General features: G+C 45.9%; 12 protein-coding genes and 2 pseudogenes. 5 read left to right on the top strand and 9 right to left on the bottom strand.

From position 1 onward, the window contains the following. Positions 1-13 precede the first annotated feature (13 nt). From E4N65_RS10240 to rsxC, 5 genes and pseudogenes are all read right to left on the bottom strand, one after another. Positions 14-586: an electron transport complex protein RnfA gene (locus E4N65_RS10240; protein ID WP_044014884.1), complete on the bottom strand. Its 573-nt coding sequence runs from the start codon at positions 584-586 to the stop codon at positions 14-16. 134 nt (positions 587-720) lie between these two features. After that, positions 721-1,386, bottom strand: a pseudogene (gene rsxE, locus E4N65_RS10245) (electron transport complex subunit RsxE); the annotation flags it as partial. Between the two features lie 11 nt (positions 1,387-1,397). Continuing rightward, positions 1,398-1,976, bottom strand: coding sequence for an RnfABCDGE type electron transport complex subunit G (locus tag E4N65_RS10250; protein WP_253673154.1), 579 nt, complete (start codon positions 1,974-1,976; stop codon positions 1,398-1,400). Further along, the gene (locus E4N65_RS10255; RefSeq protein WP_253673156.1) at positions 1,973-2,986 is read right to left on the bottom strand and encodes an RnfABCDGE type electron transport complex subunit D; all 1,014 of its coding nucleotides are present in this window, start codon (positions 2,984-2,986) and stop codon (positions 1,973-1,975) included. The genes E4N65_RS10250 and E4N65_RS10255 overlap by 4 nt, the downstream gene beginning before the upstream one ends. A gap of 3 nt (positions 2,987-2,989) precedes the next feature. Beyond that, a complete protein-coding gene (gene rsxC, locus E4N65_RS10260; RefSeq protein ID WP_044014877.1) occupies positions 2,990-4,366 on the bottom strand; it encodes an electron transport complex subunit RsxC in 1,377 nt (458 codons plus the stop codon). A 234-nt stretch (positions 4,367-4,600) separates the two neighbouring features. Here rsxC and fabV point away from each other — a divergent pair, with 234 nt between their 5' ends. The 5 genes from fabV to E4N65_RS10285 all read left to right on the top strand — a co-directional run bounded on the left by fabV (position 4,601) and on the right by E4N65_RS10285 (position 9,503). Then, the gene (gene fabV, locus E4N65_RS10265; protein ID WP_253673158.1) at positions 4,601-5,797 is read left to right on the top strand and encodes an enoyl-ACP reductase FabV; all 1,197 of its coding nucleotides are present in this window, start codon (positions 4,601-4,603) and stop codon (positions 5,795-5,797) included. Positions 5,798-5,892: 95 nt separating this feature from the next. Beyond that, the gene (gene accB / locus E4N65_RS10270; RefSeq protein ID WP_253673160.1) at positions 5,893-6,462 is read left to right on the top strand and encodes an acetyl-CoA carboxylase biotin carboxyl carrier protein; all 570 of its coding nucleotides are present in this window, start codon (positions 5,893-5,895) and stop codon (positions 6,460-6,462) included. 2 nt (positions 6,463-6,464) lie between these two features. Beyond that, on the top strand, positions 6,465-7,787 hold the full coding sequence (locus tag E4N65_RS10275; RefSeq protein WP_253673162.1) for an acetyl-CoA carboxylase biotin carboxylase subunit: 1,323 nt from the start codon (positions 6,465-6,467) through the stop codon (positions 7,785-7,787). Beyond that, on the top strand, positions 7,787-8,569 hold the full coding sequence (gene accD, locus E4N65_RS10280; protein ID WP_044014870.1) for an acetyl-CoA carboxylase, carboxyltransferase subunit beta: 783 nt from the start codon (positions 7,787-7,789) through the stop codon (positions 8,567-8,569). The genes E4N65_RS10275 and accD overlap by 1 nt, the downstream gene beginning before the upstream one ends. 1 nt (position 8,570) lies before the next feature. Further along, complete coding sequence (locus E4N65_RS10285; RefSeq protein ID WP_253673164.1) at positions 8,571-9,503, top strand: acetyl-CoA carboxylase carboxyltransferase subunit alpha; 933 nt, start codon at positions 8,571-8,573, stop codon at positions 9,501-9,503. A gap of 116 nt (positions 9,504-9,619) precedes the next feature. Here E4N65_RS10285 and E4N65_RS10290 read toward each other — a convergent pair whose 3' ends face one another. The 4 genes and pseudogenes from E4N65_RS10290 to E4N65_RS12285 all read right to left on the bottom strand — a co-directional run. Beyond that, a complete protein-coding gene (locus E4N65_RS10290; protein ID WP_253673166.1) occupies positions 9,620-10,318 on the bottom strand; it encodes a hypothetical protein in 699 nt (232 codons plus the stop codon). 541 nt (positions 10,319-10,859) lie between these two features. After that, positions 10,860-11,147: a hypothetical protein gene (locus tag E4N65_RS10295; RefSeq protein ID WP_253673168.1), complete on the bottom strand. Its 288-nt coding sequence runs from the start codon at positions 11,145-11,147 to the stop codon at positions 10,860-10,862. 250 nt (positions 11,148-11,397) lie between these two features. Next, on the bottom strand, positions 11,398-11,715 hold the full coding sequence (locus tag E4N65_RS10300; protein ID WP_253673170.1) for a hypothetical protein: 318 nt from the start codon (positions 11,713-11,715) through the stop codon (positions 11,398-11,400). Positions 11,716-13,075: 1,360 nt separating this feature from the next. Beyond that, positions 13,076-13,339, bottom strand: a pseudogene (locus E4N65_RS12285) (hypothetical protein); the annotation flags it as partial. Positions 13,340-13,769: the final 430 nt, after the last annotated feature.

The raw sequence follows: 13,769 nt of genomic DNA on the forward strand, positions 1-13,769 counted from the left end.
TCTTTCCACTCCTTTAAATCATGCCGGCAAAACCGCCGAATGCCAACGACAACAGCGCTGCAGCGATAAACAGGATGGGAGTACCCTTGAGGTACTTAGGTATCGGCGCAATATCGATACGTTCACGTAAACCGGCAAACAATACCATTGCCAACAGATAGCTGAGCGCAACGCCGATTGAATATACCATCGATTGGATAAAGGTATAGTCGGCAGCGATAACATCGAGCGTAACCGCAAGGATAGCGCAGTTTGTCGTGATGAGCGGCAAATACACACCCATCGCCGAATACAAGGCAGGCGCCGACTTCTTTAAGTAGAACTCTACCAATTGAACCAAGCTCGCAATAACCAAGATAAAGAGCAATGTCTGCAAGAAACCGAGATCATAAGGAGCAAGGACCAATTTATAAAGAGGATAGGTTGCCGCTGTTGCAATAACCGTAACAAAAAGAACCGCCCATCCCATACCGGTAGATTTCTTAACATCGGATGTCATACCGATAAACGAACACAACGCAAGGAAGCGGATAAAAACGATATTCTTAACGAATACCGCAGCAAGAAAAATCTTAAACAGTTCCATTCTCAGTTCCCCTCCTTTGCAGGTGCAGCAACCGCGGGAGATTCGGTTGTGGGAGCAGCTTGTTTTTCTGCATCCGCTTTCAATGCGGCTTCTTTTTGTGCGGTCTCAGCCTTGAGCGCAGCTTCTTTCGCCAGCTCAGCTTCCCTCAGTGCGGCGGCTTCTTTCAACGCTGCTTCTTTTACCGCAGCTGCCTTCCGTATTTTCCGCTGCTTCCGCTGATCTTGTATCAAATACGTTAAAGCGATCAGCAAGCCGAATACAAAGAATCCTCCGGGAGAGTTTGCAAAGAACTTAATAAGGTAATCGTCCGGCAGAAGGTGCACACCGAGTACGGTGCCGCTTCCCAACAGTTCGCGGATGGCAGACATAACCACCAGCACCCATGTAAAGCCCAAACCCATACCTAGGGCATCAGCCATCGCTTTTAAAGGAGACTCTTTCGAGGCAAAGGATTCGACGCGTCCCATGATGATACAGTTTACAACGATGAGTTTAATAAAAATACCCATCGATTCGGAAAGCTCCGGTAAAAACGCCTGCATCAAAAGGTCTACGATAGTAGTAAACGATGCGATAACAATAATAAAAATAGGAATACGGATATCATTCGGAATAAACTTCCGGAACATACTGATAATCATTTCGCTCAATACAATAACGAAGGTCATTGCAAGCCCCATTCCGATACCGTTCGCAACCGAGGTTGTAATGGCAAGTGCGGAACAAAGCCCGATCATCAGCATAATGAGGGGGTTTTCTTTTACCAACCCGTTCGTAAAAATGCGTACATACTCTTTCATAACCGTTCTCCTTAGTTTCCGCTGCCTGAGCTGCTGAGACCTTGGCTGCTCATGTATGAAGAAGCGGCATCGACGGCAATTTTCACCATTCGGGTAACAGCCGTAGAGGTAATCGTAGCACCGGCAATCGCCTGAACATCGCTTCCCAGCGCAAAGGCATCGGAGATAGGTTTATTGCGGAACTGTCCGATGAACGGTTCATCCTTCGCTTTTGTTCCGATACCGGGTGAATCGGTTAATACCAAAAACTGAATCATCCTCAGTTTTCCTTCCATATCGATACCGGTAAGAATAGTCGCCTGATCATAGGTATGCCCGCTGACTGTTATGATAATTCCGGCAGGTTTATCCCCGTTCAGAGCAAGGAAAGCATCGCCGAACGCTACCTTATCGACCGATTTCGGCATTCCTTCGGTAATCGGACGGAAAGAATCCGCATCGGGGAAAATCGCTTGAAGCGCCAGTTTTGTTTTTGCCTCTTTCGCCGCAAGAATGCGGGGAGAAGTCAACATATTGACCGCCGCAAGTGCAAGGCAGGCCACAACAGTATAGAGAGCCAACGTAACGGATAATTTCATCATCTGTTTCATTTTGCACCCTCCTTGACTGCCTTAACGGGCTTCACATATCCGTATTTTTTCTGAATCAGTTTATTTAAGAATGTAACGACAGAATTCATAATCAGAATACTGTACATAACGCCTTCCGGCATTCCGGCAAAGAGCCGCATCAAGGCGGTAAGCAAGCCGCAGCCCGCACCGAAGATAATCTGCCCTTTAAATGTTACAGGAGAGGTTGCATAATCGGTAGCCATAAAGACGGCGCCGAACAGCAAGCCTCCGCTTAACAGCGTGAGCAGCGGATCGATACCGGCAAGTGCGGTTACCGCTACAGCCGTTACTATCATGGAAACGGGAATTTGCCATTCAATAACGCGGGTTACCAGCAAGTAGACAAAACCGATGAGGATGAGCACAGCGCTCGACTCACCGATACAGCCGCCGTGATCGCCTAAAAAGAGTTTAAGATATACATCACTTGAAGAAGACAGCCCCATTTTCTCTGCAATTGCGGCTGCGGTGGAAACTCCGCCTTCCGACATTTTAAGGTACGAAAGCGGTGTTGCCGTACTCACGGCATCAAAACCGTGATGAGGAGCAACCCATGAAGTCATCAAGCGTGAAAAACTGACAAAGGCAAACGCGCGGCCTACCAACGCAGGGTTAAACGGGTTTGCGCCGAGTCCGCCGAAGAACTCTTTTGCGACGACAATAGCAAAAATTGCGGAAACAACCACAATCCAAATAGGAATAAGCGGCGGTAAAACAAGCGCCAACAGTAAACCGGTTACTGCGGCAGAACAATCCTTTACGCGGATATCCTTGCCCATAATTTTCCGGAACGCCGCTTCGGAACCGACCGCAACGCCTACGGAAACAATAATGCGGATGAGCGCCGGTACTCCATACAGATAAATACCGTACAGCGCAAGCGGTGCAAGCGCAATCAGTACGTGCATCATCAGTTTTTGGGTAGTAACGGGGCTCGCGATATGAGGCGCGGGGGAAAGATAAATTTCGTTCTTATCTGATTCGGCCATAATCTATTTTCCTCCTTGCGCAGCGGCTGCTTTTGCCGCTTCTTTCTGTTTTGCTTCACGCAACAGCTGCTTTCCTACCTTGAACCGTTGGACGAGCTTTATACGCGCCGGACACACATAAGAGCAAATGCCGCATTCAACGCAGTCCATAAGACCGCAGCGGACTGCTTCGTCAAGCTTATTCGCTTTTAATGCGCGGATCATCAGAACGGGAGACAGTTGGCAACTACAATGAGTGACACATTTTCCGCATCCGATACAGGGACTTTCTTCATCAAGATTGACTTCTTCGCGCGTTAAGAAAAGAACACCCGACGTATTCTTTTGTACGGGGAAATCCGCGCTCTTCATCGCGAAGCCCATCATCGGGCCGCCGGAAATAATCTTTGTAACACCGGGTTTTAAGCGGACTACTTCGGGAATAAGGTCGCCGATACAGGTACCGATAGGCGCTATCGCATTTATCGGATTTTCACAAGCTCCTCCGCCGATCGTAAGCGGGCGGTCGATTAACGGCATTCCCTTACGGAACGCATCGGAAATCGCCTTCATTGTTCCGACATTCTGGACGATACAGCCGACCTGAAACGGAAGCCCACCGGAGGGTATTTCTCTGCCGACAACAGCGGAGGTCAGATTTTTTTCTCCGCCCTGCGGATATTTTGTTTTGCATAATTCAACGGAAATGTCGTAAGCGCCCGGACCGACAGGATTTTGCTTTATTTTTGCAATCGCTTTTTCGAACACAGGAACCAAGTGCGTTTTATTATCTTCAAGTGCAATAATCCCTTTATCAGCGCCGGTAACGTGCATGATAATCGCCATTCCGTCTATAATCGTTTCAGCGGAATGGTACATCGTAGCAGCGTCGGTGCACAGATACGGCTCACATTCTGCGGCATTACCTAAAATGTAGTCTATCTTTGCATCCTTAGGAGGACTCAATTTAACATGTACAGGGAATGAAGCGCCGCCCATACCGGTTATACCGGCCTCGCGGATACGTTTAAGGGCGTCCTCTTTTGTGCAGGTGAAGGGATCAAGCGGTTCCATAAAAGACTCGGAAGTGTCCTCGCCCGCTTGAATTGCAATACAAAGTGCGTCCGTATTACCGGTAACGAGATGGGGTTCTATTTTCTTTACGGTACCGGAGATCGAAGCATGTACCGGCGCAGACATGAACTTGTCCGTTTCCGCTATTTTTTGACCTCGTACAACCGTATCTCCAACCTTTACTAACGGAGTATTCGGAGCACCGCCTTGGGTAACCGGAATCCATACCATCTTTGTAGACGGCATGACGGCCAAGACTTCGGATTCGGCGGAAATTGCTTTCCGCTCGGGAGGGTGACAGCCCCCCTTAAATGACTTAGTACTCATTCTTTTATTATATAAAACATCGTATTATCAGTCAAGAAAAAAACCACGATTGAAAAGCATGGGGAAAGGTACTATCGGCAAACGGTAAAAACTGATAAACTAAGCAATCGAGTTCTCTAAAATCCCGGTTAGATTTTTAGAGATGCCCGGCAAGCAATAATTTGTATACCGTGCATTGCCAATCATGGCGTAATGATGCATTATAAATGACTAATATGGTAAGGAGTAGAAAGAATGAGTATGAAACCGATGTTGAGGAGCAATATCTGTTTGAATGCGCATCCTCAAGGGTGTAAAAAAGCGGTTGAAGATCAAATCGCGTATACAAAAAAGAGAGCTGCTACCCATCCGGCGGGTACGGCTGTACCGAAAAACGTTTTAGTAGTCGGCTGTTCCGGCGGATACGGACTGGCAAGCCGCATTACGGCAGCATTCGGATACGGAGCTGCAACTATCGGCGTATCGTATGAAAAAGCCGGTTCCGAAAAAAAATGGGGAACGCCCGGTTGGTACAACAACTTAACGGTTGATACCGCTGCAAAAGAAGCGGGGCTTGTATCCGTTACCATCGACGGCGATGCATTCTCCGATACCATCAAAGAACAGGTTATCGATGAGGCCAAAAAGCGCGGCATGAAGTTTGATTTGATTGTCTATAGCGTGGCAAGTTCCGTGCGTACCGACCCCGATACCGGCGTTACCTACCGCTCGGCGCTCAAGCCCTTCGGAAAGCCGTTTACCGGCAAAACCCTCGATCCGTTCACCGGTGCACTGACGGAAATCACCGCAGAACCGGCGAGCGACGAAGAAGCCTTCGCTACCGTAAAGGTTATGGGCGGTGAGGATTGGCAGCGCTGGATAGAAAAGCTCGGCGCCGCGGATCTGCTTGCACAAGGATGTATCACCGTTGCGTATTCCTACATTGGGCCGGAGGCCACGCAAGCGCTGTACCGCAAGGGCACCATCGGCAAGGCTAAGGAACACTTGGAAGCAACCGCCCATGCTCTGAACACCAAGCTCGCGGCCTTAAAAGGGCAGGCATTTGTGTCGGTTAACAAAGGATTGGTAACCCGTGCAAGCGCCGTTATCCCCGTTATTCCGCTCTATTTGGCAAGCCTTTTTAAGGTGATGAAGGAGAAAGGCACCCACGAAGGTTGCATCGAACAGATCAACCGCCTTTTTGACAGCCGCCTATATACGGCGGACGGGGTCATCCCGACGGATAGCGAACACCGTATCCGCATTGACGACTGGGAATTGGACGAAGCGGTGCAGTCCGCCGTTGCCGCAATTATGGCAACCGTTACCGATGAAACCAGCCGCGAGCGTACCGATGTTGACGAATACCGGCACGACTTTTTGGCGATTAACGGATTTGATATTGCCGGCATCGATTATGATGCCGAGATTGACCGGTTCGACCGGATATAAGACCTGTTACTTCTTTGCGAAGCCGCACCGGTTGTATATATCTGCTTCCGGCGCATTGAAACAAAGAAGTATCGGTATCAACACAGAGTAAGAACATGAACGAAAAATTTATTTTGAATGTCTTTGACAAATTTGAAAAGAGCTCGGCAGTGCTGCTCCATATAAAGGAAGGCGAAGCGGAGCTGACGCTCAAAAAAGAAGCTGCGTATCAAAATACGCAGACTGCCGTGCCGTTCGCACTGCACAATGTGCCGATGCAGCCTGTTACCGGAGCGGACGCAGGCGGATATGCAGCGGCAGGAACCATGGGCGCGGGGGCGGTTCTCCCCGCGGCTGCAACGGGAATGCCGGCTGGGGCAGGAAGCAATCCGGCAGGCGCCAATTCCGTAGGCACAGCGGCCGGTACTGCCCCCGGCGCTGATGCGAACCTCGTAACGGTAAAAAGTCCCATCGTCGGTTCATTCTACCGCTCACCCTCCCCTGACGCTCCTGCGTATGTGGAAAAGGGTTCCAAGGTTTCAAAAGGACAGCCGCTGTGCATCCTCGAAGCGATGAAGATGATGAACACCCTTGAATGCGAATACGACGGAACAATCGAAGAAATTCTTGCGGCAAACGGTGATTTGGTTGAGTTTGACCAGCCGCTCTTTATAATCAGGATCTAAGTATGATACGGAAAATGCTGATTGCAAACCGCGGTGAAATTGCCGTCCGCGTTATCCGCGCCTGCCGCGAAATGGGCATTGAAACGGTCGCCGTGTATTCAACTGCCGATAAAGAATGTCTGCATGTGCTACTCGCCGATCATGCAGTGTGTATCGGACCGGCTCCATCCGCCAAAAGTTATTTGAACAAGGATGCGCTGATTACCGCCGCACTCTGCACCGGTTGCGATGCCGTACACCCCGGTGTCGGCTTCCTTTCGGAAAATGCGGATTTTGCACGTGAGGTAGAAAAATCCGGTATGTTCTGGATTGGGCCGAAACCCGACACTATCGAAATGCTCGGCGATAAGGTAAGAGCGCGGGAGACTGCTCAAAAAAGCGGACTGCCGATTACACCCGGCTCTAAGGGCGCGATTACAACCAAAGAACAAGCGGCGGAAACCGCGAAGGAATGCGGGTATCCCGTTATCATCAAGGCAGCCTCAGGCGGCGGCGGCAAGGGAATGCGCATTGTCTGGAAAGAAGCCGATTTAGCTGAAAACCTCGCCATCGCATCTTCGGAGGCGGAAGCGAATTTCGCCGACGGTACGGTGTACATCGAAAAATACTTGAGCGACCCGCGGCACGTTGAGCTGCAGGTTATCGGCGACGGCGCAGGCGGTGTTGCAATTCTCGGCGAGCGGGACTGCTCGGTACAGCGGAATCACCAAAAGTTAATAGAGGAAAGCCCATCTCAGGCGGTAAGCGACGCGATGTACGATGCGATGTGCGCCGGCGCCAAAAAGCTTTTTTCTACGCTCAACTATTGCGGAGCGGGTACCATCGAGTTTCTCGTTTCCGGCGAGCAGTTTTATTTTATGGAAGTTAATGCGCGCGTACAGGTTGAACACCCCGTCTCCGAGATGGTAACCGGCACCGACATTATCCGTGAGCAGATTACCGTATGTACGGGCGGCAAGATGACACTCCCTGACGGCGTGGTGCCGGTAAAGGGTTGGGCAATCGAAGCCCGTATCAATGCACGCACCCCCGGTTTGATTACAAACTTGCGGGTACCCGGTGGAAATGGCGTCCGGTTCGACGGATTTTTATATCAGGGCTACAAGGTGGTGCCTTTCTACGATTCGATGACCGCCAAGCTGATTGTACACGGAGCGGATCGGGTACAGACCATTAAAAAGCTGCTGTGTGCACTGGATGAGCTGCACATCGAAGGTATCCAAACCAATATCGAAGAGCAAAAAACGATTTTACGGTCGGCGCAGTTCCAATCGGGAACCTTCGGCACCAGTCTCTATGCACAATTATTTGAGGGAGGAAAATAATGGAATGTCCTCATTGTAAAACACAATATGAACGGGAAGTACTTTTAAAGCGTTTGATGGTGTGCCCCGACTGCGGATATCATCTCCGAATGGATGTATCAGAGCGGATTGCCTATCTTGCCGACAAAGACACGTTTGAAGAACTTAATCCAACCTTGCGAACGATGAATCCTATTCAGATGGCAGGGTATGAAGAAAAAATATCCGCTGCGGAAGCAAAAACTGCCATAAACGAAGCCGTTGTTACCGGCAAATGCAAAATCGAAGGCAGGGATGCGCTGTTGGGCGTTATGTCCTTCGACTTCCTCGGCGGCTCCATGGGTTCGGTTGTCGGGGAGAAAATTTCCCGGCTTATGGTAAAAGGCGCAGCGGAACGGATACCGGTGATTATCTACGCAACGTCGGGCGGCGCGCGTATGCAGGAAGGGCTTTTCTCGCTGATGCAGATGGCGAAAACCTCAAGCGCGGCGGCGGAGCTTGACGACAAGGGCGTTCCCCTCTTTTTGATGCTCTGCGACCCCACAACGGGCGGCGTTACGGCAAGTTTTGCGATGCTGGGCGATGTTATCGCGGCGGAACCCAATGCGCTTATCGGATTTGCAGGGCCGCGTGTTATCGAAGGCACTATCCACCAGCAGCTGCCGGAAGGCTTTCAGCGGGCAGAATTCCAGCTTAAAAAAGGTTTTGTTGACTGCATTGTGCCGCGCATCGAGCAAAAGCATTTTTTTGCCGTGATGATCGACGCGCACATGAATCCCCCGTTCGGCAAGGAAAGGAAGTAACATGAGTAAAGAAAACGAAACAAGAACCGATCAGACCGAGCTTTTAATCGGCTTGCGCGATATTGCGGATAAATACGGACTCGACATTACTACCGAGTTAAAAACGATAACCGAAAAGCTGCAAGCAAGTTCTGCAATTTCGCAAGTATGGCGGAAGATTGAACTCGCCCGGCACAACGACCGCCCGCGCGCCCTCGATTATATCGATATGATCTTTGATAACTTCATCGAGCTGCACGGCGACCGCTGCTTCGGCGACGACCCTGCATTGATAGGCGGCATCGCCTTTATCAACGGAATACCGGTAACGGTTATCGGTAACCAGAAGGGGCGGAACTTGCGGGAAACCATCGACCGGAACGGCGGTATGGCAAACCCCGAAGGCTACCGAAAGGCACTCAGACTGATTAAGCAGGCGGAAAAATTCCACCGCCCGATTATCACTTTTGTTGACACACAAGGGGCATATCCGGGGCTTGGTTCGGAGGAGCGCGGTATCGCCGAAGCCATTGCGGTAAACTTACGTGAACTTAGCCGCGTGAAAACCCCGGTTATCTGCTTTGTCATTGGAGAAGGCGGCTCAGGCGGTGCGCTCGGTATCGGTGTCGGAGATAAGGTGTATATGCTGGAGAATGCGATTTTCTCGGTTATCTCGCCGGAAGGCTGTGCATCTATCCTATTGCGGGACTCAAGCAAGGCGAAGGATGCCGCCGCGATGCTGAAAATTACCAGCCGCGAAGTACTCGGACTTAAACTCATTAACGGCGTTATTGAAGAGCCGGTAGACGGCGCCCATACCGATCCGCAAAAAGCGGCGGACAAAATACGCGCACAAATCCTGCACGACCTAGCCGATCTCTGCAAACGTGATCCCAAAGTCTTAGTACGGTACCGCCGCAAAAAGATACACGGCATTGGTCTTTATTCGGAGTAAAAAAGAGAACACTCTATAAATCAAGCGAATTTTTAAATATACCCAAAAGCCTCTCAAGCGATTGCTTGAAGAGGCTTTTTTGTTCGATTTTGTTCGATTATTCAGGCATCCATCACTTATTTACGGTTTAATGTGCCGTTAACTGTTAACACGTTATCCTTTAACGCAAATTTCAGTGATCCTTCATAATGATAGGCCGCATCGGAAGCAAAAGTGTCGGCTTTCAACGGCAGTTTATCCCAATCCAAATCGGACATTTTTGCCGGATCACCACCGGCTTTAAGGTATTCGGACTTGATGACATAACCGGTATCGGTCTTTTCCGTAATATCTTTTGCGATTCTTGCACCGGTCAGAATGTTAAAATTCCCTTTGTTATCGGTCTTCAATTCATAGGCGGTTGTTTTACGGGCAAAACGTATTGTAAACGCACCGTCGGTGTTTGTTACTTGGAGTCCGTATCCTTCGACGAATTTCCAATCGGAAAGTGGGAACAAAAACAAACTGCGCAGCGCTGCCGGAATCGCAGCTTTCTTATCTGCGGCATTACCTGCATAGCGGACAACATTAAATCCTTTTGTCGAGCCCTTCAAACTGGCTCCTGAAACGGCATCGAATTTATCCTGCACCGTCTCTTGCTTTCCCAACGTCCAATTAAAATAATTGGAGTCATAATCCTGCTTGGCAATGTTCATTCTAAAGTCAATTTTGACATCAGTTGCAACACTGGTAGCCGTAGTATCGGCAGCACCGGAGGCAAACGAAAGAACACTTGTCAAAAAAAGAAGCGATAATACGAAAACGGATTTTTTCATAATCCCATCCTCCTAAAAAAAAATAAAAGAAAATTTCGGATATTCTAGCCGTGCACAATTGTTTGCTTTGTGCAACTTTAGGATATCAAAGCACAGCATAATGAATTTTCTTTTAAAAGTAAAGTACAAAAAAATGATAAGCTATCACCTTGAAAACACTTTTTACTTCAGATATACACGCATCGTTAACGTCATCATTATTGCTTGCCTATTATATCCCAACAGTTCCTATAAATATTTGCATTTATTTTTACATATTTTACCTTGTTTTGATGGTATACTCTAAATTCAGGAAACTTTACACCCTTTATATTCGGTGAACTTTTTTGTATAAAACCTCTTTGGAAAAAAAGGAGCCATCAGCATTACCTATACGGTATAAGGTTTATCACATAAAAATAACAAAAACCTCGTAAAAAAATAGAAGGGAGTTCTTCAGATGCATGCCATTCATATGAGAAAAAATATAAAGGCCTTATACTAATGCATTTTTGGATGATACTTATCTGGTTTATGAATTCACAACTCTTCACCTGTTTCATCATAAAGTTTTTTCTCCTCGTTCCGGTAAAGCATTCATAACCTTTTCTATTACATTCTCTATGCTATTTATTTGTTTTAAATTTGATGGGTCATATTCTAACCCTAATCGATCAATAATAAGGCTAAGGAAATATCTCCGTAACGCATCTATATTTCGACCTATATCAATGATTGAGTCAACATAATTCATATATTCCTCACTAGCTATAAAAGCAGGTACATCTAAAGGATTCCATTCTGAAAGTATACCATTAATTTGTTCTTTTAATTTGCTATCTACTTTCATGGATTTACCCAAAAACCTTTTAATATGCATCTTTCTTTGGCGGACTGCCGATACTTGTGTACTATTATTACAATATAAAGGTACACAAATATCGGTACCGTGCTTGCTTCGAAGCTACGCCTGTCGGCTCCGCTGCACTATACCGCTTCAATCGCTGTCCGGGGGTGAGAATAATTAAGCTGTGAATAAAAGCAAAATTTTGTTTTCATAACCTGAAATTATTTTCTTGGTATAACGCATACATACAAAATTAAGATCCATCAAAAATATGATCATACTTTTTATACCACAAATAAGGCAATACATAGCGTGCCATTACATATAAAAATAGCAGTCCTGTCAGAATCCATAACACCAATAAAATAGTAACTACAATATTAGTATAATACCACTGTAAAGCAGATACCTGAATATTTTCCATATTTTCTTTAGCAGTTAAATAATAATTACCATTAATAATATCTGTAGTATCAAAAATCAAGTTTTCACTAGCATAATATTTATCCATATTAGCAGTAATTACAAATATTATAGTTAGTATAATAATACATATTCCTACTTTCTTCATATATTTCTTTTATTACTCCTCAATTTTTCTAAATTCAACCCCGATAGATCCACCAACTCCAGCAGCAATCTTAAACTCTATTTTTGGTCCAACAGAAGTACCAACTTCTAGACCTCCAATTCATGTTTAAAAGAATATCTTCTCTTTAATTTGCAATATAGGAAAGCATATTTTTCTTATCTGATAAAAAAACAGTACAAGCTTCAGTATATATTAACATCTTACTCTATCCTCTTTTAAAGCATACTATCATGTGCATTATATTTTTTAGACAGAATCATATTCCTCTTTACCTTTTTTATTTATAAAGAATAAAATAGGCAATATCCAATTAGGTATAATCAAATATTGTACTATATAAAATAAAACTAGGTTACATTGTTCAATAAATGTTGAAACTTTTAGTAAATTAATATTTCCACTAACAAAGAACAAAGAACCGAATAGAATATTTAATAATAAAGTCAATAAGATAAAATGATGTCGCATTTTATGGAAGCTTAGTATAAGTAAGACATTAAACACAAATGAAATAACTATAATCTTCCAAAACCGATTATTATATGTATATTGCAGCAATGAAACTAAAAGCATAAATAATACAACATACAAAATTATGAGAAACCCAGAGAGAATTTTTACTTTTATCGATCTTCTTATCATAATATCCTCCTTACCAGAGGTCTTTGCCTCTACTAGACACGACGAACTTCTACCTGCTCTCTGCTGAATTACTTCAGCTTATCACAGTACCGTTTGTTTGTTGACCTATTTTATCATTCCTCCTTAAAAAAATACTAATGATTGAAATCCAATACCTATTCTATATTTACTCTGCAATATTTTTTTTGGGTTTTGAGTAAATTATCGAAGTACCATCTTTAGAAAATACTTTAATATTTTCAACCACCTTTGAGTTCTTTAATTGTTTCTCTAAACCGCCTGGAGTCATAACTTCCTTAAAACCCAATTTTTCTAATACCGCAGATGTATGACTTGCACAAGAAAAGCCATCCCCATCACCTAACTCCATTGCAGATTCAACCATCGCTTTTTCTTGTCCAGGAGTTGTATTAATCGTATAAGCAACTATATACTCACCATTTTGTCTATCTAAAACAGAATCTATATAGGCTTTTAGATCTCCTGATGATTCTCCTGAGAAAACACCACTGGAAGATCTATATAAACATCCAAATTCATCTTTTGCTTGATAAGAACCAGAGGGATCATATAATGTTTGACCAATTTGATAATTATATTTATCAACACCTGGGTTGCTAAAATGGACAGCAACATGAGAACCACTGACAAACTTTTCCCATCCAGTATTTGCATGAATAATCATTACGGTTCTCTCTCTCCCATCCGGGTAAGTATACTTCACCGGATTATTGGCTTGAAGCTCGCTATCGCTTCGCTGCCCGATGCCCGCGTAGTGGTATAGATGCAGGTTCACCACATTAAACACCCCGCCCATGCCGGGTAGGTTCTCGTTGTGTTTCTTCGCCTCATCGTCTATCGGAGCTTTGGGAATGTAATCACCCAGTGCCGGGTCGCCACTCAACCATCTACTATACTTCGGATCAAGGTAACGCGCGCCGTAGTAGTACAAGCCCGTCTCCCCTTTTGAAAATATGCGGGCATCTACGGCGTCGCACTGTCAAAAGCGTACTTCCGTGTACGCTTTTGACGACGAGTTTCGGGCGAAGCCGAAACATCGCTTCTGTTTAAACCAGCGGCATCCATGCCAATGTTTAAGCGGCATTGCCGCTTAAACTTGCAAGTTTTGGTTGGCCAAAACGTTGCTCCTGAAAATCCTCACCGTATCAGAACCGCCACGGATGGCGGTGGTTCTCGTCAGTAACGTGTTTGTTCTGCAAACACGTAGGTAAAAATGTACAAGGATGTACATTTTTACCGTGCCTCCGCTTTATTTTCGGCTGTCTCCTTGTAGTTTCACAACGGACACGGATGTCCGTGAAACTAAACAGAAGCGAGATTTGTGGATACCACAAATCTCGTCGTTCCCCAGTGTACAAGGATGTACACTG

This window comes from Treponema sp. OMZ 855 (assembly GCF_024181145.1).
GTDB lineage: Bacteria > Spirochaetota > Spirochaetia > Treponematales > Treponemataceae > Treponema.

Bases quoted from the DNA above. Each gene is read 5' to 3' on its own strand.
- E4N65_RS10290 (WP_253673166.1), bottom strand. From the start codon at position 10,318: ATGAAAAAATCCGTTTTCGTATTATCGCTTCTTTTTTTGACAAGTGTT.
- accD (WP_044014870.1), top strand. From the start codon at position 7,787: ATGGAATGTCCTCATTGTAAAACACAATATGAACGGGAAGTACTTTTA.
- E4N65_RS10250 (WP_253673154.1), bottom strand. From the start codon at position 1,976: ATGAAACAGATGATGAAATTATCCGTTACGTTGGCTCTCTATACTGTT.
- E4N65_RS10255 (WP_253673156.1), bottom strand. From the start codon at position 2,986: ATGGCCGAATCAGATAAGAACGAAATTTATCTTTCCCCCGCGCCTCAT.
- E4N65_RS10285 (WP_253673164.1), top strand. From the start codon at position 8,571: ATGAGTAAAGAAAACGAAACAAGAACCGATCAGACCGAGCTTTTAATC.
- E4N65_RS10300 (WP_253673170.1), bottom strand. From the start codon at position 11,715: ATGAAGAAAGTAGGAATATGTATTATTATACTAACTATAATATTTGTA.
- fabV (WP_253673158.1), top strand. From the start codon at position 4,601: ATGAGTATGAAACCGATGTTGAGGAGCAATATCTGTTTGAATGCGCAT.
- E4N65_RS10275 (WP_253673162.1), top strand. From the start codon at position 6,465: ATGATACGGAAAATGCTGATTGCAAACCGCGGTGAAATTGCCGTCCGC.
- accB (WP_253673160.1), top strand. From the start codon at position 5,893: ATGAACGAAAAATTTATTTTGAATGTCTTTGACAAATTTGAAAAGAGC.
- E4N65_RS10295 (WP_253673168.1), bottom strand. From the start codon at position 11,147: ATGAAAGTAGATAGCAAATTAAAAGAACAAATTAATGGTATACTTTCA.
- E4N65_RS10240 (WP_044014884.1), bottom strand. From the start codon at position 586: ATGGAACTGTTTAAGATTTTTCTTGCTGCGGTATTCGTTAAGAATATC.
- rsxC (WP_044014877.1), bottom strand. From the start codon at position 4,366: ATGAGTACTAAGTCATTTAAGGGGGGCTGTCACCCTCCCGAGCGGAAA.